Origin of the sequence: Curtobacterium sp. P97 (assembly GCF_023712445.1) — a bacterium.
Taxonomy (GTDB): domain Bacteria; phylum Actinomycetota; class Actinomycetes; order Actinomycetales; family Microbacteriaceae; genus Curtobacterium.
In genome coordinates, this window is the sequence record NZ_JAMAYF010000008.1 from 121130 (window position 1) to 143105 (window position 21976).

Genomic DNA, 21976 nt, shown 5'->3' on the forward strand with positions numbered 1-21976 from the left:
TGGTATCCCAAGCCCCTACGCTCGGAGGAGACCGTTGCGCGACGAGCAACGGCAGGACGAGCGAGAGGGGCCGATGTTCGCTTCGCCAGACGCCGGCCGGCGTCCCCGCCTGCGGGACCAGGCGCGGGAACGCCTGCGGACCGAGATCATGAGCGGGGCGCTCGCCCCGGGGACCCTGCTCGACGACGAACAGCTCGCGCTCCGGCTCCGGTGCTCCCGGACGCCGGTGCGGGAAGCACTGTCGGACCTCGGGCACCTCGGTCTCGTCGAGTTCCGCCCGAACCGGTACACGCGCGTCACGGTCCCCCGCCGCGACGAACTCATCCCGACGCTGCAGACGCTCGGACTGCTCTTCGGGGGCGTCGTCCGCACCACGATCGGCGACCTCGGGGACCGCGACCGCGCCGCACTCTTCCGCCGCATCGGGCTCGTGCTCGACTGCATGGCGATGCCGACGTGGCAGTGGGGCTCCGACGCGATCACCCCGGTCTACCGGACCTTCCTCGCGGCGTGCGACAACCCCCTGCTCGTCGCAGCCCTGAGCGGGACCCTCGACGGCCTGACGTACCGCCTGCGGCACGACGACATCCGGAGCGCGCTGCCCTGGGAGCACATCCGGAACGGCCTCGTCGCACTCCGCGTCGCGGTCGACTGCCGCGATGGACGGCTCGCGGAGCGGGCGACCTGCACGGTCCACCTGCTCCCCGACCCCGACCGCGGACGGTCCTGACGTGTGCGCGTCCTGCGTCCGCTCGGTCGTCGAGACGGTTCGCGCGCGTCGCCCCGGCCGCTGCTCCCCCGAGGACGACCGTCCCACGCTCCCCCGGTGCACGGCGGTCGACGGCGTCCGTCGTGACCTGTTCGACGACGACCTCCCGTGACGGCCGAGACGGCGGCGGCACCGGTCCCGGCCCCGCCGCCGACTCGTCGGACGAACCGTCGGGCTCAGCCCTCGGGGACGATCCGAACCGTGTCTCGCGTGGTGTTCGCGCCCTTCGACAGCGCCGTCGCGACCAGGTCGTGGTCACGGAGCGCGAGCGCCGGGGTCGTGATCGCCCAGTGGCCGTCAGCGTCGGCAGTGACGGACCCGTAGGCGGCGTCGTCATCGCCCTCACCGAGGCGCACCTGCGCGTGCGGTTCGGCGTTCCCGCTCACCCGCACCCGGTTGTAACCCGGGGTGATCGCGAAGCCGTCCCCGGGTGAGGTGATGCGCACGGCCCGACCGTAGTCGACCTCGACCTGCTCCGAGCCGGCGGGCTGGCCACCGATGGTCTGCACGGCGGTCACGGCCTGCTTCCCCGGCTGGTCCGGCGCCGGCACGGTGACCGACCAGTGTCCGTCCCCTCCGACCTCCACCGGCTGGACGGTCGTCCAGACCCCCTCGAGCGTGACGGTCCCACCAGCGGTCCCGGAACCCTCGATGACCACAGGCTTCGTGACGTCGTCCTCGAAGCGCGCCGTCGCGTCGAACGGCGCGGCGTCGAGGTGCACGGTGACGGACACGGGGTCGCCGATCGCCTGCTCACCGACCTTCGCCACGACCTCGACCGCCGTGTCGCCGACCCGGAGGCCGTCGACGACGAAGCGCCAGGCTCCGTCCGACGGCGTCACCGTCCGCGTGACGGTCCCGCCGTCGCGCTCCCACGTGACGTCGAGGGAGTCCGCACGGCGGGGCGCCGTCCCGGTCAGCGTCGCCGTCCGGGTCACCTCGTCCTGACTCTCGACCCGAGCAGTGAGCGCCTGGTCGACCACGGTGGTCGCGGTGGTGGCGGTCGTGTCGAACGAGGCACCCGGGAAGCTCCCGGTCAACTTGCCGGTCATGCCACTCGTGGTCGTCGCGACGTCGGCCGGGGTCTGCACGTCCAGCGTGAAGCGGAAGCGCTGGTCCTTCGCCACGTCCCAGTCACGGTTCCCGAGCTGGAAGGTGTACGTCCGCCCGTCCGCCGCTCGCGACCCGTCGACGAGCGAGTCCCCGCCGAAGCGGTGCCAGGTGCCGCCCTCCAGGTACTCGCCGCGCTGCCGGTCCTGGCCCGGAGCGAACGTCGTACCCTCCGGTGCGGTGACCACGAGCTTCCCCGTCGGCGTGTGGAACGCCGACTTCGCCGTGTACGACACCGAGACCGGCGTCGTGGCACCGCGCTGCAGGTCCGCCGTGCCGGTGTCACCGACGATCTGGCCGGGCGTCGGCGGGAAGTCCACCACGACCGACGTCTCGTCCCGGTACCGACCGTCGACCCACTGCTGGAACGTGATCCGGTTCTGCCCGGTCGACAGTCCCGTCACCGTCGCGCTCCACGTCCCGGTCCGATCACTCGTCGCCGTCGCCACCTGGGCGCCGCCGCGCTTGATGACCGCTCGGCCGGTCGCCGTGCCGGTGATCACCGCCGAGCGGTTCGTGTCGTTCTTGCTCTGCACCCTGGCGGTGATGCCGAGCTGCGGGAACGGGCGCGTCGCGGAGCCCGCCGTCACCGTCGCCGAGTTCTTGCACCCGAAGACGGAGCAGGCGTACGTCCAGTAGGTCGGCGTCCGCGTCTCGCCGTACCCCCACCCGTCGAACTCCGCGGTCGAGGTCCCGCCGTCCCAGTGGTAGTCACTCGAGCTCGTCGGCCCGACGTTCCCGACGTGGATCTGACACGTGTACTCGATCACCCCGCAGTGCGGCTGCCCGGTCACCTGGTACCGGTCCGGACCGAGGGGCGTCAGGCCCACCCCGGTCGGAGCCTTCGCGATGGTCCGCGTCGATCCCACCGGCGAGCCGGGCTGTTCATCGGTCGCCGCCGTCGCCATCGCCGTGGGTACCAGCGCCAGTGCGGCCGCCAGCACCGTGATGCCGATCATGCCGAGCGATCGTGTTCGTCGTCGCATCGTTCCTCCTGTTCTCGATCACGACCTTCGTGATCGAGAACAGTCAATCGAAATACGACATGCTACGTTCGGTCACCGCTCCGGGCGGTACAGCACGACCGCGGTGTTCCGCTGTGGTCGCATGCCGGCGCGCAGCGGGACCGCAGCGCCGGTCGTCGTCGCCGCGAAGACACGGGCGCCCGGTCGCGCGATGAGCTGATCGGCGAGCGCCCGCTCCAGCTCGCGCACGCGATCGCGCAGCACCTGGTTCTCGTTCTCGAGGTCGAGCACCCGTCGAATCCCCTCCAACGACACCCCCTCGGAACCGAGCCGCGCGATCTCGCGCAACTGCGCGACGTCGCGCATCGAGTAGCGGCGCGAGCCGCCGCGGGTGCGGCCCGGCACGACCAGGCCGAGCCGGTCGTACTGCCGCAGCGTCTGCGGGTGCATCTCGGCGAGCTCCGCCGCCACCGCGATCGCGAAGACGGGCGAGTTCTCGTCCATGTCGGTCATGGCTGGTTCCTTTCCGTCGTCCGCGTGGTCCGGAAACCAGTCTGGAGGCCCGGTGACGGTTCCTGACGGAGCCGCACCGAGCCTCCAGACCGGTTCACTGCTGTGGCTGCGCAGCGCTAGCCGCGCGCCTTGGCGAGGAGGTCCTCGCGGGGGTCCTCGTCGGGCAGGGCTGCGCGGAGGGCCTCGACGGCCTCGCGCTGCTTGTCCGACAGGTGCGACGGCACCGCGACCTGCACGGTGGCGAGCAGGTCACCGGTGCCGCTCTTGGTCGTGACCCCGCGTCCCTTGACGCGCAGGACGCGGCCGGACGGCGTGCCGGGGGCGACCTTGAGCTTGACGGGCTCGCCGCCGAGCGTCGGCACCTGGATCGTCGCGCCGAGCGCCGCCTCGACGAACGTCACGGGGACATCCACGCGGAGGTGCTGCCCGTCGCGCTCGAAGACCGGGTGCTTGCGGACGGAGACGCTGACGACCAGGTCGCCGGCCTCTCCGCCGTCCGGACTCGGCTCGCCGCGCCCGCGCAGGCGGATCTTCTGCCCGTCGGCGACGCCCGCGGGGATACGGACGTTCACCGGTCGGCCGTTGCCCTGCGAGAGCTTGACGGTGTCACCGGCGATCGCGGTGGTGAAGTCGAGCGTCGTCGACGCCGTGACGTCGCGGCCCTTGGTCGGACCACCGAAGCCGCGGAAGCCGCCGGACGACTGCCCGAAGCCCTGCCCGCCGCCGAACATCCCGCCGAGGATGTCCTCGAAGCCGCCGGCGCCGCCGCGAGCACCGCCCTGGCCGAAGCGCACACGCTGCCCGCCCTGCTGGCCGAACATCCCGCCGAAGACGTCCTCGAACCCGCCGCCCTGACCCGGGCCACCCGCGGTGAAGCGGGCGCCGGACCCCATGGCACGGACCTGGTCGTACTCGGCGCGCTGCTCCTTGTCGGAGAGCACCGAGTAGGCCTCGCTGATCTCCTTGAAGCGGGACTCGGCGGCAGCGTCACCCGGGTTGGAGTCCGGGTGGTACTGCCGGGCGAGCTTCCGGTAGGTCTTCTTCAGCTCAGCGTCGCTCGCCGTCTTGTCGACGCCGAGGACCTTGTAGAAGTCCTTGTCGAACCAGTCCTGACTGGCCATGAATCCCTACCTCCTTCCCGAGCCTCAGGCCGGGACCGCGACGGCGACCTTGGCCGCGCGGAGCACGCGGTCGCCGAGCTTGTAGCCCGGCTCCACGACGTCCGCCACGGTCTGGTCGGTCGCACCCGGCGTGGGCAGCTGCACGATCGCCTCGTGCACGTTCGGGTCGAAGAGCTCGCCCTTCTCGCCGATCTGCACCAGCTTGAACTTCTCGAAGCCGCCGCGGATCTTCTGGCCGATGACCTGCATGGGGCCCTCGGTCAGGTCGCCGTGCGCCTCGGCGCGGGTCAGGTCGTCGAGGGCCGGCAGCAGGGCGCGGACGACCTCGGCGATGACGGCGTCGCGGTTCGCCTCACGGTCGCGCTCGACGCGCTTCCGGAAGTTCACCAGCTCGGCCTGCGCGCGGAGCATGTCGGCGCGCATGTCGGCGACGAGGTCACGGTCGGCCTGCGACAGCTTGTCCTCTTCCATGCCGCGGGCCGCGTCGTCGAGCAGGGCCTGGTCCTCCGGGGAGAGGTCGCTGGCCTCGTCGGCACCCGCCTGGTCGCCCTTCGCCCGGTCGGCCTGCGGGCCGCCGGCGGCGGGGCCGTCCGTGGGGATCTCCACGTCCGGCCCCTCCGCCTCGATGAGGTCCTCGGGCTCCTGCGCGTTGGTGGCGTCGCCCTCGACCTGGGGCTCGTCCTCGTTCGGCACGTTGTCCTTGGGGTCCGTCATCGTTACTTCTTGTCCTTGTCGTCCTCGTCGTCCACGACCTCGGCGTCGACGATGTCCTCGTCGTCCTCCTGCGGCTGGTCGGCGGTCGGCTGCTCGCCACCGGCCGCGGCGCCCGCGTCCTGCTGGGCGTAGATGGCCTGGCCGAGCTTGCCCTGCGACTCGTTGAGCTTGTCGAAGGCGGTCTTCACGGCCTCGTCGTCGTCACCCGCGAGGGCCGACTTGAGGGAGTCGACGTCCGCCTGCACCTCGGACTTGACGTCCGCGGGGAGCTTGTCGTCGTTCTCCTTGATGAGCTTCTCGATCGAGTAGACGAGCTGCTCGGCCTGGTTGCGACGCTCGTTGGCCTCACGGCGGGCCTTGTCCTCGGCGGCGTGCTCCTCGGCCTCGCGCACCATGCGCTCGATGTCCTCCTTCGGCAGCGACGAGCCGCCGGAGATGACCATCGACTGCTCCTTGCCGGTGCCCTTGTCCTTCGCGGACACGTGCACGATGCCGTTGGCGTCGATGTCGAAGGTGACCTCGACCTGCGGCACGCCGCGGGGAGCCGGGGCGATGCCGGTGAGCTCGAAGGTGCCCAGCGGCTTGTTGTCGCGGGTGAACTCGCGCTCGCCCTGGAAGACCTGGATCGCGACCGACGGCTGGTTGTCGTCGGCGGTCGTGAAGGTCTCGCTGCGCTTGGTCGGGATCGCGGTGTTGCGGTCGATGAGCTTCGTCATCAGGCCACCCTTGGTCTCGATGCCGAGGGACAGCGGCGTGACGTCGATGAGCAGGACGTCCTTGCGCTCGCCCTTCAGGACACCGGCCTGCAGGGCGGCACCGACGGCGACGACCTCGTCCGGGTTGACGCCCTGGTTCGGCTGCTTGCCACCGGTCAGGCTCTTGACGACCTCGGCCACGGCGGGCATGCGGGTCGAACCACCGACGAGCACCACGTGCGCGATGTCGTTGACCGAGACCCCCGCCTCCTTGATGACGTCGTTGAACGGCTTCTTCGTGCGGTCGAGCAGGTCGGAGGTCATCTGCTCGAACTGCGCGCGCGAGATGGTCTCGTCGAGGTTCAGCGGGCCCTCGGCGGTGAGCGTGAGGTACGGGAGCTGGATGTTCGCCGACATCTGCGACGAGAGCTCCTTCTTGGCCTGCTCAGCGGCTTCCTTCAGGCGCTGCTTCGCGATCTTGTCGGTCGACAGGTCGACGCCGTGCTCGTCCTTGAACTTCTTGACGAGGTGGTCGACGATGCGCTGGTCCCAGTCGTCGCCGCCGAGGCGGTTGTCGCCCGAGGTCGCGCGGACCTGGATCGTGGAGAAGTCGTCGTCCTTGCCCACCTCGAGCAGGGAGACGTCGAACGTGCCACCACCGAGGTCGAAGACCAGGATGAGCTCGTCCTCCTTGCCCTTGTCGAGGCCGTAGGCGAGCGCCGCGGCGGTCGGCTCGTTGATGATGCGGAGGACGTTGAGGCCGGCGATCTCACCGGCGTCCTTCGTGGCCTGGCGCTCGGCGTCGTTGAAGTACGCCGGGACGGTGATGACCGCGTCGGTGACGTCCTCGCCGAGGTACTGCTCGGCGTCGCGCTTGAGCTTGCCGAGGGTGCGGGCCGAGATCTCCTGCGGCGTGTAGCTCTTGCCGTCGATGTCGACCTTCCAGTCGGTACCGATGTGGCGCTTCACGGAGGCGATGGTGCGGTCGACGTTCGTGACGGCCTGGCGCTTGGCGGTCTCGCCGACCAGGACCTCGCCGTCCTTCGTGAAGGCGACGATCGACGGCGTGGTGCGGAGCCCCTCGGCGTTCGCGATGACGGTGGGCTCGCCACCCTCGAGCACGCTGACGACCGAGTTGGTGGTTCCGAGGTCGATGCCTACTGCACGTCCCATGTTGTGGTGCTCCTTCGGTTGGGTTCGTGGTCTTGCTGAAGCCTACGCGGAGTTGCGTCCGCTGCACTCAAGTTTACTCGGGTCGCCGGGTGCGTCAAGTCGAAGGCCTGGAAGTTGCGCCGACCGGACTCAAGCGGCCCGCGGGTATGCATCACGCTTCGGAAGAACTCAGCGTCCGTTGCAATGTTTCAGATTCCACGTTGGCGCCGCGGAGTTGCGCGGCACGATCCGAAGGATGTCCTCACAGATGAAGAAGACCCTCCGAGCAGCCGGGGCCGTCGGCCTCACCGCCGCGACCATCGTCACCGGGCTGGGTCTCGGCCATGCTGCCGCGACTGCGGCGCAGGACGACAGCAGCAACGAGACCCGGGGACTCGCGTCGCCGGCCGGCGCGAGGACACCGGCGGAGCGCGAGGTCAGGGCCCTGGAGGCGACAGCCACGTTCTCGTCGAACGTCGAGACCGTCGTCCAGCTCTCCGGGACCGGTCAGCCGAACACGACCGTGAACTTCTGGTCCGGGTCGAACAAGCTGCCGTTCACCGCTCAGACCGACGAGAAGGGCGATTGGGAGGCGCCACTCAATCCGCCGAACCGCCCCGGCGTCTACCGACTGACCGTGAGCCAGACGATCGGTGGTGACGAGCACGACAGTGAGATCGAGCTCCCGGTCGACTACGGGAAGGGCGTCGAGGTGACCTCGGACGAGACCCCGACACTCGGGCCGGACGGCTCGGTCACGATCGACGGCACGGCACCGGACGGAACGGTCGTGCAGGCACGGGAGGTCGGGAGCGACCGGGTGCTCGAGTCCGCGACCGCGGGACCGAGCGACACCTTCACGCTGCGGCTCGATGGCCTCGAGGACCGCGAGCACCACCTCGTCGTCGAGGGCATCACGAAGGGGTACAACCGCACCTCGGACGATGTCACGGTGAAGCCGGAGCAGGGCGGCCTCGTCCCCGCGACGGTCACGACGAAGGACTTCACCGCCGGGACCGCGAACACCTTCACGGGGACCGCCACCCTCGGTGCGACGGTCCGGATCCTCGATGCAGACGACCACGACATCCTCGGCCGGGAACTCCCCGTCGACGCCGACGGCGGATGGGAGTTCACGAAGTCCTTCCCGTCGGACGCGACCGAGTTCGCCTTCAAGGTCCGGCAGAGCAGGGGAACCGACACGCTCACCAGTGACCTGTTCACCCTGCGGTCCGACATCGCGGACTTCTCCCCGGTCACACTGGCGACGAAGACCGTCATCCCGGGCCTGGAGAACACCGTCACCGGACACGCGACGCCGGGCGCGAGCCTCCGGATCCTGAACGCCTCCGGAACGCAGATCGTCACCGGCACGATCACGGCGGACAGCGCCACCGGGGCCTTCTCGTTCACCCGCGTGGTCTCGAAGGGAGCATCGAAGCTCGAGTTCGCGATCGAGCAGACGAAGGACGGCAAGAAGCTGACCTCGCCGCTGTTCTCGCTCGCCGCCGACACCGCTGCAGCCCCCGCTCCGGTCGTCGTGGACAACACGATCGTCGAAGCCGGTGTGGAGAACACGTTCACCGGCAAGGGGCCGGCAGGCGCGGTCTACCGCGTACTGAACGTGTCGAACACGCAGATCGTCCCCGGAACCTTCGCCATCTCGAAGGACGGCGACTGGACCTTCACGCGTGTCGTCTCCTCGACCGCATCGAAGTTCGACTTCAAGCTCGAGATCACCCTGCCCAGCGGACAGCAGTACCGCACCTCGGTGTTCTCCCTCGCCGCGACCGTGTTCCGCCCCGTCACCGTGGACCAGACCAGCGTCACCCCCGGAGTCCCGAACCGCTTCACCGGCAACGGGACGCCCGGCGCGACGTTCCGCGTGCTGAACGTCTCCGGGACGCAGATCGTGCCCGGCACCTTCACGATGACCGGTTCGGGCAGGTGGCAGTTCGACCGCGTCGTGTCGTCCACCGCGAAGAACTTCCGCTTCAAGCTCGAGGTCACCAAGAACGGGCAGACCGAGACCAGCGAGCTCTTCGACCTCCCTGCGGAGTGACCTGACCACGACCGGGAGGCCGCACGCACCAGCGGTGCGGCCTCCCGCTTTCCCCCTCGCTCGTCATGAACGCCCCTCGGAGGACCACCGTGCACCTGATCCGCTCCCTGACCCTGGTCGCCCTGACCGCTGCGCTCTCCTTCGGCGCTGCCTCGTGCTCGTCGGAGGTCACCGATCCGCCAGGACCGACGCCGTCCTCGACGACCGCCGAGGCGGTGTACAACACGTGCGTCGACGGGGCTGTGCAGCTGTGGGACCAGCACGGCGGCGATGCGCCGATCACCGCGGAGGACTGCGCCGCCGCGAACCTGATCAGCGCGGACCGGCAGTACGTCCTGGACGGGATCGCGACGATCACCGTGGAGGCGAGTGGTACGACCATCGAGGTGACCGGAGCAGAACGCATCGTCATCACCGGCGACGACAACACCGTCCACTGGCGCGGGACCCCTCCGCAGATCGACGACCAGGGACAGCGCAACACCGCCTCCGCCGCCTGACGAGGACGACCCGACGAACGTCGTCACCATCTGATCTGTAGTGTCTGACATGCCAGCATGGACGTAAGACCCCCGGAGGAAACCGTGAACCCGCTCCTGCTCGTCCGAGCGCTCCTGTCCGGGTGGTGGATCGTCGCCGGCGCCGCTGCGCTCGGTGTCGTCGGTGCGGTCGGCTGGACGGCGATCACACCACCGACCTACGAGGCCACCACGTCCTACTACGTCTCCGTCGCGGGCCAGTCCGAGACCTCCGCCGGGGAGATCGCACAGGGATCGACCGCGGCGCAACAGAAGATCAAGTCGTACGTCGAGCTCGCGTCGTCGCCCCGTGTCCTCGCGCCCGTCGTGCGGGAACTCGGTCTCGCCGAGACCCCGACCGCTCTCGGCGCACGGGTCCGGGCGACCGGCGGTACCGGAACCGTGATCCTCTCGATCGCCGTCGACGACAGCGATGCCGCACGGGCAGCCGAGATCGCTGCGCGTGTCGGCGCGACCCTGTCGGCGGTGGTCTCCCAGATCGAACCGGAGACCGCTGACGGCAGACCCTCGGTCAAGCTCGAGGAGGTCGCTCCCGCCGCCGAGCCGACCGCACCGAAGTCCCCGCGTGTCGGCAGCGACCTCGCCGCCGGCGCGATCATCGGTCTCCTGGTGGGAGCAGGTCTCGCGCTGCTCGCAGCCTCGCTCGACACGCGCATCCGACGCCCGCAGGACCTCCAGACGGGAACGCCCCTGGTCGGGGAGATCTCCTTCGACGCCGACAACGCCAGTCGTCCGCTCATCCACCGGGACGATGTCAACAGCGAGCGGGCCGAGGCCTACCGGAGCCTCCGCACGAACATCCAGTTCCTCGGCTCCGGGTTGCGCGAGGGGCGGACCATCGCCGTGACGAGCGCCCGTCCCGCGGAGGGCAAGACGACGACGACCGCCAACCTCGGGATCGCCCTGAGCAAGAGCGGCCTCGAGACCCTGATCATCGACGCGGATCTCCGACGTCCACGGGTGGCGAGCCTGCTCGGGCTCGAGGACGCCGTCGGTCTGACGGACGTGCTCGTCGGTCGTGCCGAGCTCGACGACGTGGTGCAGGACTGGGGCGTCGAACGGCTCGCGGTGCTCCCCACCGGGACGATCCCCCCGAACCCCAGCGAGCTCGTCGCATCGGAGGCAATGCGACAGGTCCTCCTGCAGGTGCGGTCCACCTACGGCGTCGTGCTCGTCGACACGCCGCCGGTGCTCGCGGTCACCGATGCCGCGCTGGTCAGCACCGTCACGGACACGACCCTCCTCGTCGTCGCGGCCGGCCAGACCCGGCAGTCCGACGTCCGGTCCGCCGTCGATGCGCTCGCCCGGGTCGGCCAGCGGCCCGACGGCATCGTCCTGTCGAAGGTGAAGCAGGGTCGGCTGCGGGATGCGTACCGCTCGGCGTACTCCTCGCGGGACGACCAGGCATGAGGGACACGGACCGGACGACCCGCGCTGGTGCTCCGGCACAGGAGGGCCCCCGACCGAGGACCCTGCGGGCGAAGCGGGTGCTCGACGCCGTCGGCGCAGCGTTCGCGCTCGTCACGCTCAGCCCGGTCCTGGCCACGACCGCAGCACTGGTCGCACTCCGGCTGGGTCGGCCCGTGCTGTTCCGGCAGGAGCGGCCGGGGCTCGGAGGTGAGACCTTCACGATCCTGAAGTTCCGGTCGATGCTCCCGATCGACCACGACCGGGGCGTGGAGTCCGATGCCGACCGCCTGACCCCGTTCGGACGTGCGCTCCGAGCGAGCAGCCTGGACGAGCTCCCGAGCCTGTGGAACATCCTGCGGGGCGACATGAGCTTCGTGGGTCCCCGCCCGAGCCTGTGCCGCTACCTCGACCTCTACACCGCGGAGGAGTCGCGACGACACGAGGTGCGTCCGGGCCTCACCGGGCTGGCGCAGGTGCGGGGCCGCAACGCGCTCCCCTGGCCGGATCGGCTGCGCGCCGACATCGAGTACGTCGACCGGATGTCGCTCCGTCTCGACGCCGCGATCCTGCTCCGGACGGTGCTCGTCGTCGCGCGACGCGACGGCATCACCGCTCCGGGCCACGTGAGCTCCGACACCTTCGAGGGCACCAGGACGACGGAGGAGCAGGGGTGACGAGGACGCTCTGGATCATCAACCACTACGCACACCACCGTGATCGCGACGGGCGAGCCACCCGGCACCAGCACCTGGCCGGTGCGCTCGCGGCCCACGGTTGGCACACGGTGGTCATCGCGGCAGGGACGGACCACCCGACCGGGCGCTCCCACGTGTCCGGTCTCCGCCTGAGGGAACGGTGGTCCGGCGACGATCACGAGTTCTGTTGGCTCCGCGGTGTCGACCATCGGGGATCGGGACGACGTCGAACGGTCCGGCGCGTCGCCGACATCGCGGTGTTCACCGCACTCCTCCTGGCGCCGGGAACGCTGCGCGGCCTGCCCCGCCCGGACGTCGTCATCGGTGGGTCGTTCCACCCGTTCGCCGCGCTGGCTGCCTCCACCCTCGCCCGCCGGTTCGGCGTCCCCTTCGTCTTCGAGCCACGGGATCTGTGGCCGGAGTCCGTCCTCGGGCTGGCCGGGATGTCCGAGCGGCACCCGGTGGTCCGTGTGCTCCGTGTGGTCGAACACCGCACGGTGTCCCGAGCCGTGCACGTCACCTCACCGCTCGAGGGAGTCGGCCGCTACTACCGGGAGCGCGGCCACGACGTGCCCTTCACGTGGGTACCGAACGGTGTCGACCTCAGCGAGGAACCCGACGAACGCGACGGACACGACGGACACGACGGACGATCCACGGACAGGAGGACGACCGCCGACGCCGACGCCTTCACCGTGACGTACCTCGGTTCGATGGGCCCGGCGAACGCGCTCGAAGCCGTGCTCGACGGCTTCGACATCGCGTGGCGGCGGAGCCGGCTCGACGGCGGACCGGCACTCGCACTCCGCCTGGTCGGGGACGGATCGGACGTGAGCCGTCTCCGGGAACGTGCGTCGCGCCTCCCGTCCGCCGCGGCGGTGCGCTGGGACGGTCGCGTACCGCAGGACGTCGCCAGGACCATCGGTCGCAGCGCCGGCTGCCTCGTCGTCAACATGCACGACCTGCCGCTGTACCGTCACGGCGTCTCGCTGAACAAGCAGTACGAGTACATGCTCCTCGGGCGGCCGTTGCTCGTCGGGGCGCCGGTGCCCCTCGAGCCCGTGCGTGCCTCCCGGTGCGGTGTCCACGTGCGACCGGACGACCCCGGCGCCCTCGCGGCGGGCATGCTCCGTCTGGCGGCGATGCCCGCAGCGGTCAGGGACGAGATGGGCCGCCGAGGCAGGGAGCACGTCCGTCGGGAGCACGACTACCGGGCGCTCGCGGCGACCCTCGCCGAGGTGCTCGACGGGGTCGTCATCGACCGGCAGGCGCCGTCCCCCGACCTCCGAGGGGGCCGGTCGTGAACCCGCAGATCGTCCACGTCTCGAGCGCGCACCCGTGGGTCGACAACCGCGTGCACCTGCGCGAGGCTGCGGCTGCGGCTGCCGCCGGGTACCGGGTCCGTCTGATCGCGGTGGCGAGTCCGCTCACCGCACCGGAGACCGGAGTGGAGGTCGTCACGATCCCGGTGCGGCGACGGGCGCGCCGGATGGCCGTGTCGACGGTGCAGGCACTGGTGCTGGCCCTCCGCTCACGCGCGCGGATCGTCCACCTCCACGACCCGGAACTGATCTGGACCATCCCGGTCCTCCGGCTCGCTGGCCGCATCGTGGTCTACGACGCACACGAGGACCTCCCCGACCAGGTCCGGGGGAAGGACTACCTGACCCCTCGGCAACGCGCGGTGTTCGCGGCGTTGTCCCGCGCGCTCCTGGAGCTCGCCGGCACCGCCCACCGTGTCGTGACCGCCACCGAGTGGACCGGTCGACGCTTCCGAGCCGACCGTCGACTCGCGATCCACAACTTCCCACTGGGCCGACCGGAGGACGACCGTCAGCGCCCGGTGCTCGAGCGTGACGCCGTTGTGGCGCACGTCGGCGTGCTCAGCCACGACCGGGGCATCGACGTCCTCGCCAGTGCGGTGCACGAGGAGGAGTTCCCGGCTGACTGGCGCCTCGAGATGGTCGGGTCGATCGACCGCGCGACACCGGTCGAGCAGCTCCGGCGGGCCGAAGCGACCGGTCGTGCGCACCACGGTGGTGTCGTCGGGCCGATGCAGGCTCGCGACCTCCTGTTGCGCGCCCGGATCGGGGTCGTCCCGTTCCTCCGGACGCCGGTGAACGACCAGATCTTCCCGACGAAGCTGTTCGAGTACCTGGCAGCCGGACTCGCCGTCATCGCCACCGACGTCCCGCTGTGGCGAGGGCTGCTCGACGGCGTCGAGTGTGTCTCGTTCGTCCCGGCCGGCGACCCGGCGGCCGTCGCACGTGCTGTCCGCAGGTACGCCGACGATCCGGCGCTGCTCGAACGACACAGCGCGGAGGCGAGACGTGCTGCGCGACGGTTCACCTGGGCACCGGAAGCCGCGCGACTGGTGCGGATGTACGACGAGCTCGCCCCGGGCCTCCGCACCGGAGAGGGGGCGTGAACGTCCCGTCCGCCGAGGCGCTGCGGCTCCGTCGAGCCGTGAGCACCGCGGTCGGCACCGTGCTCGCGGTCAGCGTCATGGACCTGACGATGCGCTGGATCTCGGCGGAGCTCGTCGCGCCGCTGTTCGGGTACCTGGGGTACGGGTACGTGCCGGCCCCCTGGGAGGCGACCCTCGCGACCGTCTCGCTGACCAGTGCGACCGCACTCTCGCTCCCGCGTCGGCTCCACCGTGCGTCGCACGTCGTGCTGTGGACGATCTTCGTCGTCTGCGTCGCACCGACGATGTTGATGAGCGTGTCGACCGGACACCTCGACCGGGGAGCTGCGCTCATGCTCACCGCTGCGGTGGGGACGGCGTTCTCGGCGGTCGCCGTCACCACCCCTCGCGGTCCGATCCCGGCGGGCGACGCGTGCACCAGCCCGGACGAGTTCCGGTTCGGAGGAGCACGGATCGGACGGGCGACGACGACGTGGCTCGTCTGTTCCGCGTACAGCCTGGCGACCTACGGGCTCATGGCGGTCACGGTGGGGGTGCACCTCCGGCTCGTCGCACTCGACGAGATCTACGACGTGCGCGCGGACTACACGTCGGAGGTCGGCACCGGCGGTCTGCTCGGCTACCTGCTGACGGGGCAGGCGTACGTCGTCAACCCGCTCGTGCTCGCCCGCGGACTCCTGCAGCGGCGACCCGCTCTGGTCGCGCTGGCCCTCGCGGGTCAGTTCCTGCTGTACTCGAGCACGGGGTTCAAGGCCGTCCTCTTCTCCTTCGTCGCGGTGCTCGGGATGGCCGTGCTCTTCGGGGTCTCCCCTGTCCCGCGGGCACGCACCTTCCTCGTGGCGCCGCTGGCGATCATGGTCGTGTCCGCCGTCGCCGACGAGATCCAGGGCGGGATCACCTGGACCTCGGTGTTCACGCGACGCTTCATGCTCACACCGGGACTGCTCTCGTCCGTGTACGTCGAGTACTTCTCGGGCCACCCCACGGCTCGGTACGGGTACTCCTTCCTCCGGTGGTGGGTCGACTACCCCGACGAGCTGCCGCCTCCGAAGCGGATCGCCGACTTCCTGGTGCCGGGTGCCGTCGGCTACGCCAACGCCAACCTCTTCGCGGACGGCTTCGCGAACTTCGGCTGGCTCGGCATCGCCGTCGCCGCGCTGGCCCTCCTGGTCTGGACACGCTTCCTGGACCGAGCCACGCGTGGTCTACCGATGCGCGTGACCGCGATGGCGGTGGTGATGCCGAGCATCATGCTGTCGAACACCTCGATCTTCACCGCGATGCTCTCGCACGGCCTGCTGGTCGGGACGCTGTTGCTCGCGCTGGCGCCGCGGACCGGATGGACAGCCGCGGGCACGCGAGGCCGTCGATCCACGGACGCCGCGCTACGACTCCTCGGCGGTCGGGACACGAGCGGCTGCAGCGGGGGCCCACCGGACCACGGCGACGACCATCGCCAGCATCGCTCCGTACGCCACGACCATGGCGACGGCGAGCGCGGCGAGGACGACGGGGACGGACGCCCCGAGCGCGGACGGCACCAGCACGGCGCCCGTCGTCAGGACGAGGCGGCCGACGTCCCAGGCGAGCTGGGCGGCCTGCTGCCCGACCATCGCGAGCACCTGTGTCACCGGCGAGACCGCGACCTGCGCGGCGAACGCCGGGACGAGGATCCGGGCGTACTCGCCGGACACCGCCCACTCGGCGCCGAAGACGCTTCCGAACGCCCCCGGGCCGACGACCACGGCGACGAGGACGCCGACGGCGCCCGCGATCGCGAGACGGCTGACGAGGCGCCCGACGAGCGGCGCCATCGGTCCACCGCTCCGGCGCACCCGGCCGAACGCCCCGGCCGCGTACTGCGCGACCGCATCCGCCAGCATGCCGACCGGTGCGCCGAGGACGCGCATCGTCAGGGCGACGAGACCGGCTGCCGTCGCACCGTGCAGTGCAGCGAAGACGAGGGCCGGAGCCTGCTGTCCGAGCACGTTCGTCGCGGCCGACCAGGGCGTGAGCAGGAAGAACCGCCGGTGGTGACGCACGGCATGCCCGACCGCGACGCGTGAGAACGGGGTCGGTCGGCGCAGTCCGACGCCGACGACCGCGACCAACCGCCCCGCGGCGAGCCCACCGACGAGGCCGACCGGGCCCGCAGCGGACGCCAGGAGGTTCCACGCGGTCTGGCTGATGCCCTGGACCGCATTCCGGAGCCCGATCGCTCGGTGCTGCTCGCGACGAGCGAGCACGGCGGACGCGAGACGGTGCGCCCCGACGGCGACGACCGACACCGGCAGGACCCACCAGGACGACTCGAGGACGGTCGTCACGAAGACAGCGGACGTCCAGCCGCGGAGCGCCCAGGCGGCGACGGCGACGACGGTCCCGGTGGCCGTGATCGACAGGCTCCCGGCCCAGAGGAGGGCGTGGACGCCGCGATCGTCGCCCGCCACGACCAGCGCCCGGTCGGTCCCCGCGGTCGCGCCGGCTCCGATGACCGAGGCGATCGCCGTGACGACGGCCAGTGCGCCGAAGTCCTCCGGCCGGTAGAAACGCGTCAGCAGGGGGGAGACCGCGACGACGAGCCCCTGCCCCACGACGGTCCCGCTGAGGATGAGCGCGACCCCGCGCGGACGGAACCGCGAGCGCATCCGTGGCCGGCGGCCGGCGGTCGTCACGGCGCCCCGCCGACCCCGCCGCCCCCGACGACCCCACCGCTCCCGATCGCCAGGACGGTGACGCCGGACCACCGCCGGGGGTCGAGGACACGACGGCCGTCGACGATGGTCCGCACCCCGGGGAGGTCGGTCGGCTCGAGGGCCGTGTACTCGGCGTGGTCCGCCTGGACGATCGCGGCGTCGACGCGCGATCCGGCCTGGTGCGGCCGCAGTCCCGACGCCGCGAGTTCCCGGTCCGGGAACAACGGGTCGGTGGTGGTGACGATCGCACCGCGTGCGCGGAGCGCATCGACCGTCGCGAACACCCCGGAGAACGCCGTCTCCTTGACGCCGCCGCGGTAGGCAGCGCCGAGGACGACGACACGCTGCCCGTCCAGACCGCCGTGTGCGCGTTCGAGCAGAGCCACGGCGTGCTCGGGCATCGCCGTGTTCCGCTCGCGCGCGGCACGCACGACCGTTGCCTCCGGGTCGTTCCACAGGTACAGCCTCGGGTAGACCGGGATGCAGTGGCCGCCCACGGCGATGCCCGGGCGGTGGATCTGGCTGTAGGGCTGCGAGTTGCATGCGGTGATCACCGCCGCCACGTCGATGCCGTGATCGTCCGCGAACCGTGCGAACTCGTTCGCGAGCGCGATGTTGACGTCGCGGTAGGTGGTCTCGGCGAGCTTGGCCAGCTCTGCGGCCTCCGTGCTGCCGAGGTCCCAGACCCCGTTGGGACGCCCGAGGTCGGGGCGCTCGTCGAACTGCAGGACGTCCTCGTAGAAGCGTCGGGCTGCTGCGGCCCCGGCGGAGGACACCGCTCCGACCAGTTTCGGGTACCGGCGCAGATCGGCGAACACCCGCCCGGTGAGCACCCGTTCCGGCGAGAAGACCACGTGGAAGTCCTGTTCGGCGACGAGACCCGATGCAGCCTCGAGTCGGGGCAGCCACCGCCCGCGGGTGGTTCCCACCGGCAGGGTCGTCTCGTACACGACGAGCGTGCCCGGTCGGAGGTGCGTCCCGATCGATGCCGTCGCGCCGTCCATCCACGTGAAGTCCGGCCGACCATCGCCGTCGACGACGAGCGGCACGATGACCACGACGACGTCCGCCGCGGGGATCGCCGCGGCGGCGTCGACCGTGGCGCACAGCCGACCGGAGCTCACAGCAATCCGGAGTCGTTCGGCGAGCTCGGCCTCACCGGGGAAGGGTTCCGTTCCGGCGTTGACGGCGTCGACGACCCGCGCCGAGACGTCCAGACCGGTCACCGTCGCGCCCGAACCGGCGTACTGGACCGCGAGCGGGAGGCCGATCTTGCCGAGACCGACGACGACGACGTTCATCCTGCGACCCCTCCTGCTGCCGCGTGGTCGACGATCGAGACCGTGCCGGTGCGTGCGGCCGTGATCACCCGCTCGGCGACGGCGACCGTCCGCATGCCGTCGGCGAGCGTCACGACGTCGCACCGGCGGCCGAGGACGGCGTCACGGAACGCCTCGTGCTCGAGGACGAGTGGCTCCCGCTTCGGGATGGCGAACCGTGTCGACGCCCCCTCGGTCACACCGCGGAAGGCCGCGACCTGGTCCCACGCGGTCGCTTCGGTCCCGTTCTCGTGCAGGGTGAGGTCGGCGGTGAGGGTGTCCGCGACGTAGGCGCCCCGCGCACCGGTCACGATGACGACCCGTTCCTTGAAGGGGCTCAACCAGTTGACGAGGTGCGACGTGACGGTGCCGTCCTCCAGGCGCCCCGTGGCAGCGACGAGGTCCTCGTGCAGCCGCCCGCTCCTCGTGGTGGCGTGCGCGCTGATGCTCGCGTAGGGCGAGCGCGCGATCCAGGTGGTCGCATCGATGTCGTGCGTGGCGAGGTCCTTCACGACGCCGACGTCCGCGATCCGGTCGGGGAAGGGGCCCTGACGTCGCGTCGCGATCTGGAACACGTCACCGAGCTCGCCGGCGTCGAGCCGTTGCCGGAGGGCCTGCAGCGCGGCGTTGTACCGCTCGATGTGCCCGACTGCTCCGACGAGTCCGGCTCGGTCGAACGCGGTGACGAGTCGCGCTGCCGAGGCGGGATCGACCGCGACGGGCTTCTCGATCAGGGCGTGGACCCCTGCCGAGGCGAGTCGGAGACCGACCTCCTCGTGCGTCGCGGTCGGAGTGGCCACGACGGCGACGTCGACACCGACCCGCAGGAGATCGTCCACCGAGCCGACGACCGGGACGCCCTGGGCAGCCCCGGATCGGTCCCCCGCCTCGTCGGCGACCGCGACGAGTTCGATGCCGTCGAGGGCGCGGAGCACCCTCGCGTGGTGGCGCCCCATCATGCCGAGCCCGACCACCCCTGCGCGGAGCACGGCGCTCACCGGCCGGCCCCCGCCAGGGAGTTGACGGCGTCGACGATCCGGTCGAGCTGCCGCAGGGTGAGCGACGGGTACACCGGCAGCGCCAGGACCTGTGCGGACGCGAGCTCGGTCTCGGGCAGGTCGATCGCGACCCCGAAGGACGGCAGGCGGTGCACCGGCGTCGGGTAGTAGACACCGGTGGCCACTCCGAACTCCTCGAGGAGCGCCGCAGCGAAGCCGTCCCGGTCCTCCGGCACCCGGATCACGTACTGGTGGAAGACGTGCTCGGCCTCCGGCGCGACGACCGGTGTGCCGACCCCGCGGAGCTCGCCCGTCAGGTACGCCGCGTTCGCCTGCCGCTGCGCGGTCCACTGCGGGAGCTTCGCGAGCTGGACACGTCCGATGGCGGCGTGGACGTCGGACATCCGCGCGTTGAACCCGATGACCTCGTTCTCGTAGCGGTGTTCCATCCCCTGGTTCCGCAGGAGGCGGACGCGGCGAGCACTCGCTGCGTCCGCCGTGGCGACCATGCCGCCTTCACCCGCCGTCATGTTCTTGGTCGGGTACAGGCTGAAGGCGGCGGCGTCCGAACCGCTGCCGACGCGGTGACCGGCCCACCGCGCACCGTGAGCCTGCGCGGCGTCCTCGACGACGAGCAGACCGTGGTCGGCGGCAAGGGCTGCGATCGCCGTCATGTCGGCCGGGTGGCCGTAGAGGTGGACCGGCATCACCGCACGCGTCCGTCCGGTGATCGCGCTGCGGACGGCGCCCGGGTCCATGCAGTAGGTCGCGGGATCGATGTCGACGAAGACGGGGTCCGCGCCGGCGAGACGGACGGCGTTCGCGGACGCGGCGAAGGTGAACGACGGGACGACGACCTCGTCGCCGGGGCCGATCCCGAGTGCGACGAGTGCGAGGTGCAGGGCGGCGGTACCACTGTTCACGGCCGTGACCGGACGGGACTCCACGAGCGCCTCGCTGAACTCGCGCTCGAAGGCCGCCACCTCCGGTCCCTGGGCCAGACCGCCGGACGTCAGGACGGCGTCGACGGCCCGTCGTTCCGCCGTCCCGATCAGGGGTCTCGCCGCCGGGATGACCTCCGGCGCCGTCGCGGTCATCGGACGACCTCGAGCCGCTCGCCGTCGAGGACGAACCGGTCGCCGGTGTCGGAACACGCGAAGGTCAGGTCGTCGACCCGCACGAGCCGTGTGCCGGTCCGGCCGACCCACCCGATCTGCCGCGCCGGCACCCCCGCGACGAGGGCGTGGTCGGGCACGTCCGCGACGACCACCGCTCCGGCTGCGACCATCGCCCACCTCCCGATGCGGACGGGCGCCACACAGACCGCGCCGGCGCCGAGGGACGCCCCCTGCTCCACCACCACGGCAGAGGGCTGCCAGTCACCGGCGCGTCGCACCGCGCCGTCGGCATCGACCGCTCGCGGCACGTGATCGTTCGTGAGGATGCATCCCGGCCCGACGAACACACCGTCTCCGAGCATCGCGGGACCGTAGACCAGCGCCGCGTTCTGCACCTTGCAGTCGGCGCCGACGCGCACGCCGGCACCGATCGTCACCCCACGGCCGACGGTCGTGCCGGTGCCGATCACGGCGCCGGCCTCGACGTGGGACGTGCCCCAGACGCGGACTCCCGCTGCGAGCACGACGTCGCTCGCAACCGTGGCGTCGGGAGCGACGACGGCGCTGGGCGCCGCGGACGCCGCAGGTGGTGCTGTTCGGGCCTGGGTCATGTCGGAGGCTCCTCCTCGAGAACGGGCAACTGCTGCGACCGTACTGAATGTGGAGTACGTGTGTTACAGTGGTATACGAGTCCCACGCCGAGTATGCTGCTGTCCGTGCGATGGAGTCGAGTGGGCTGGCCCGGGGTCGGGTACGTCTCCCTCGAGGACGTCGAGGGCTACGCCGAGCACCTCGCCCGCCTGGTCACCGACGCACCCCCGTCCGTCGCGGCCCTCGCGTCCGTGACGTGGAACGAGGCCCGCGTCGCCGAGTGGCACGAGACCGAGACGACGACGCCGACCGGCACCCCGGACACCGCCGGCATCGACGAGGCGCCGACCCGCACGGTCCGGGCCGTCGTGGTCGTCCGGACTGACGAGGTCCTCGACACCCCGGACGGCCTCTGGCGCCGCTGGAACCACGCCCGTGTGACGCTCGAGTTCCACCGCGCCGTCCTCGAGCCCGCGGACACCGCACCGCTCGCGGTCCTCGCCGGCGACGTGCAGGTCTCCCGCGGTGAGATCGCCCACGTCGACGCCGACGTCTGGGAGCTCCGCCTGCTGCTCTCCCCCACCGGCGAGCTCGCGGTGCACTTCCGCGACGTGGTGATCGAGGTCCGCCCCGTCGCCGAGTCGGCGTGGTCCGACCTGGAGGCACGCCCCACCCACGGCTGGCACGGCCCGGTGCCGGACGGCTGGCTCGAGTGGGCCGCCCCCGCGGTGCGCGCTGCGGGTCACGGGGACGTCGGCGGGCTCTCGCTCGAGCTCGACGGGTTCGGCGCGGACCCGACCGGGATCGACGAGGTCGACCCGCGCTGGGGCTTCGCCCCGCTGCACGCCGCCGCCTGGTTCGACCGGCGCGGGACGACGGAGGCGCTCATCGAACGGGGCGCGGACGTCACGGTGCTCGACGCCGAGGACCGGACGGCGCTCGACATCGCCCGCGAGCGCGGGTCGCGCAAGGCGGAAGAGGTGCTGCTCGCCTGGTTCGACGCGCACGCCTTCGGCGAGGCCCACGTCGCCGACGATCCCTCGAGCGACGAGGCGACCCGCTGATCGAGGGGCCCATGGAC

Annotated in this window: 20 protein-coding genes; 8 read left to right on the plus strand and 12 right to left on the minus strand. The window is 71.3% G+C overall.

Annotation, left to right across the window (positions count from 1 at the left end; genetic code table 11):
- Positions 1–73 precede the first annotated feature (73 nt).
- Complete coding sequence (locus M3677_RS10450; RefSeq protein ID WP_251160493.1) at positions 74–730, plus strand: GntR family transcriptional regulator; 657 nt, start codon at positions 74–76, stop codon at positions 728–730.
- Positions 731–945: 215 nt separating this feature from the next.
- On the opposite strand, the gene M3677_RS10455 is transcribed toward M3677_RS10450, so the two are convergent.
- From M3677_RS10455 to dnaK, 5 genes are all read right to left on the minus strand, one after another.
- Positions 946–2838: a hypothetical protein gene (locus tag M3677_RS10455; protein ID WP_251160494.1), complete on the minus strand. Its 1893-nt coding sequence runs from the start codon at positions 2836–2838 to the stop codon at positions 946–948.
- A 99-nt stretch (positions 2839–2937) separates the two neighbouring features.
- Entirely contained in the window at positions 2938–3348 is a 411-nt protein-coding gene (locus M3677_RS10460) for a heat shock protein transcriptional repressor HspR (RefSeq protein WP_251160524.1), read from the minus strand.
- Positions 3349–3473: 125 nt separating this feature from the next.
- Positions 3474–4478, minus strand: coding sequence for a DnaJ C-terminal domain-containing protein (locus M3677_RS10465; RefSeq protein WP_251160495.1), 1005 nt, complete (start codon positions 4476–4478; stop codon positions 3474–3476).
- Positions 4479–4502: 24 nt separating this feature from the next.
- Positions 4503–5192 carry a nucleotide exchange factor GrpE gene (locus tag M3677_RS10470; protein WP_251160496.1) on the minus strand — a complete coding sequence of 230 codons (690 nt, stop codon included), beginning with the start codon at positions 5190–5192 and terminating at the stop codon, positions 4503–4505.
- 2 nt (positions 5193–5194) lie between these two features.
- Entirely contained in the window at positions 5195–7060 is a 1866-nt protein-coding gene (dnaK, locus tag M3677_RS10475; protein ID WP_209684142.1) for a molecular chaperone DnaK, read from the minus strand.
- Positions 7061–7295: 235 nt separating this feature from the next.
- Here dnaK and M3677_RS10480 point away from each other — a divergent pair, with 235 nt between their 5' ends.
- From M3677_RS10480 to M3677_RS10505, 6 genes are all read left to right on the plus strand, one after another.
- On the plus strand, positions 7296–9101 hold the full coding sequence (locus M3677_RS10480) for a hypothetical protein (protein WP_251160497.1): 1806 nt from the start codon (positions 7296–7298) through the stop codon (positions 9099–9101).
- Between the two features lie 89 nt (positions 9102–9190).
- The gene (locus M3677_RS10485) at positions 9191–9601 is read left to right on the plus strand and encodes a DUF3060 domain-containing protein (RefSeq protein ID WP_251160498.1); all 411 of its coding nucleotides are present in this window, start codon (positions 9191–9193) and stop codon (positions 9599–9601) included.
- Between the two features lie 57 nt (positions 9602–9658).
- Positions 9659–11050, plus strand: coding sequence for a polysaccharide biosynthesis tyrosine autokinase (locus tag M3677_RS10490; protein ID WP_251160499.1), 1392 nt, complete (start codon positions 9659–9661; stop codon positions 11048–11050).
- Positions 11047–11724, plus strand: coding sequence for a sugar transferase (locus tag M3677_RS10495; protein ID WP_251160500.1), 678 nt, complete (start codon positions 11047–11049; stop codon positions 11722–11724). The genes M3677_RS10490 and M3677_RS10495 overlap by 4 nt, the downstream gene beginning before the upstream one ends.
- The gene (locus M3677_RS10500) at positions 11721–13049 is read left to right on the plus strand and encodes a glycosyltransferase family 4 protein (protein ID WP_251160501.1); all 1329 of its coding nucleotides are present in this window, start codon (positions 11721–11723) and stop codon (positions 13047–13049) included. Before M3677_RS10495 ends, M3677_RS10500 begins: the two co-directional genes overlap by 4 nt.
- Positions 13046–14173 carry a glycosyltransferase gene (locus tag M3677_RS10505; RefSeq protein WP_251160502.1) on the plus strand — a complete coding sequence of 376 codons (1128 nt, stop codon included), beginning with the start codon at positions 13046–13048 and terminating at the stop codon, positions 14171–14173. Before M3677_RS10500 ends, M3677_RS10505 begins: the two co-directional genes overlap by 4 nt.
- Positions 14174–14891: 718 nt before the next feature.
- Here the strand turns inward: M3677_RS10505 and M3677_RS18570 are convergent.
- The 7 genes from M3677_RS18570 to M3677_RS10530 all read right to left on the minus strand — a co-directional run bounded on the left by M3677_RS18570 (position 14892) and on the right by M3677_RS10530 (position 20915).
- Positions 14892–15107 carry a hypothetical protein gene (locus M3677_RS18570; RefSeq protein ID WP_368859908.1) on the minus strand — a complete coding sequence of 72 codons (216 nt, stop codon included), beginning with the start codon at positions 15105–15107 and terminating at the stop codon, positions 14892–14894.
- A 153-nt stretch (positions 15108–15260) separates the two neighbouring features.
- Positions 15261–15449, minus strand: a complete 189-nt coding sequence (locus tag M3677_RS18575; protein WP_368859909.1) for a hypothetical protein — start codon at positions 15447–15449, stop codon at positions 15261–15263.
- 109 nt (positions 15450–15558) lie between these two features.
- Positions 15559–16821 carry a lipopolysaccharide biosynthesis protein gene (locus tag M3677_RS18580; protein ID WP_368859910.1) on the minus strand — a complete coding sequence of 421 codons (1263 nt, stop codon included), beginning with the start codon at positions 16819–16821 and terminating at the stop codon, positions 15559–15561.
- A 23-nt stretch (positions 16822–16844) separates the two neighbouring features.
- On the minus strand, positions 16845–18170 hold the full coding sequence (locus tag M3677_RS10515) for a nucleotide sugar dehydrogenase (RefSeq protein ID WP_251160504.1): 1326 nt from the start codon (positions 18168–18170) through the stop codon (positions 16845–16847).
- The gene (locus M3677_RS10520) at positions 18167–19186 is read right to left on the minus strand and encodes a Gfo/Idh/MocA family oxidoreductase (RefSeq protein WP_308201978.1); all 1020 of its coding nucleotides are present in this window, start codon (positions 19184–19186) and stop codon (positions 18167–18169) included. The genes M3677_RS10515 and M3677_RS10520 overlap by 4 nt, the downstream gene beginning before the upstream one ends.
- A complete protein-coding gene (locus tag M3677_RS10525; RefSeq protein ID WP_251160505.1) occupies positions 19183–20283 on the minus strand; it encodes a DegT/DnrJ/EryC1/StrS aminotransferase family protein in 1101 nt (366 codons plus the stop codon). The genes M3677_RS10520 and M3677_RS10525 overlap by 4 nt, the downstream gene beginning before the upstream one ends.
- Positions 20280–20915 (minus strand): N-acetyltransferase, encoded by a 636-nt coding sequence (locus M3677_RS10530; RefSeq protein WP_251160506.1) that lies wholly within the window; start codon positions 20913–20915, stop codon positions 20280–20282. The genes M3677_RS10525 and M3677_RS10530 overlap by 4 nt, the downstream gene beginning before the upstream one ends.
- A 105-nt stretch (positions 20916–21020) precedes the next feature.
- On the opposite strand from M3677_RS10530, the gene M3677_RS10535 reads away from it, so the two are divergent.
- The gene (locus M3677_RS10535) at positions 21021–21959 is read left to right on the plus strand and encodes a hypothetical protein (RefSeq protein WP_251160507.1); all 939 of its coding nucleotides are present in this window, start codon (positions 21021–21023) and stop codon (positions 21957–21959) included.
- The last annotated feature ends 17 nt before the right edge of the window (positions 21960–21976 follow it).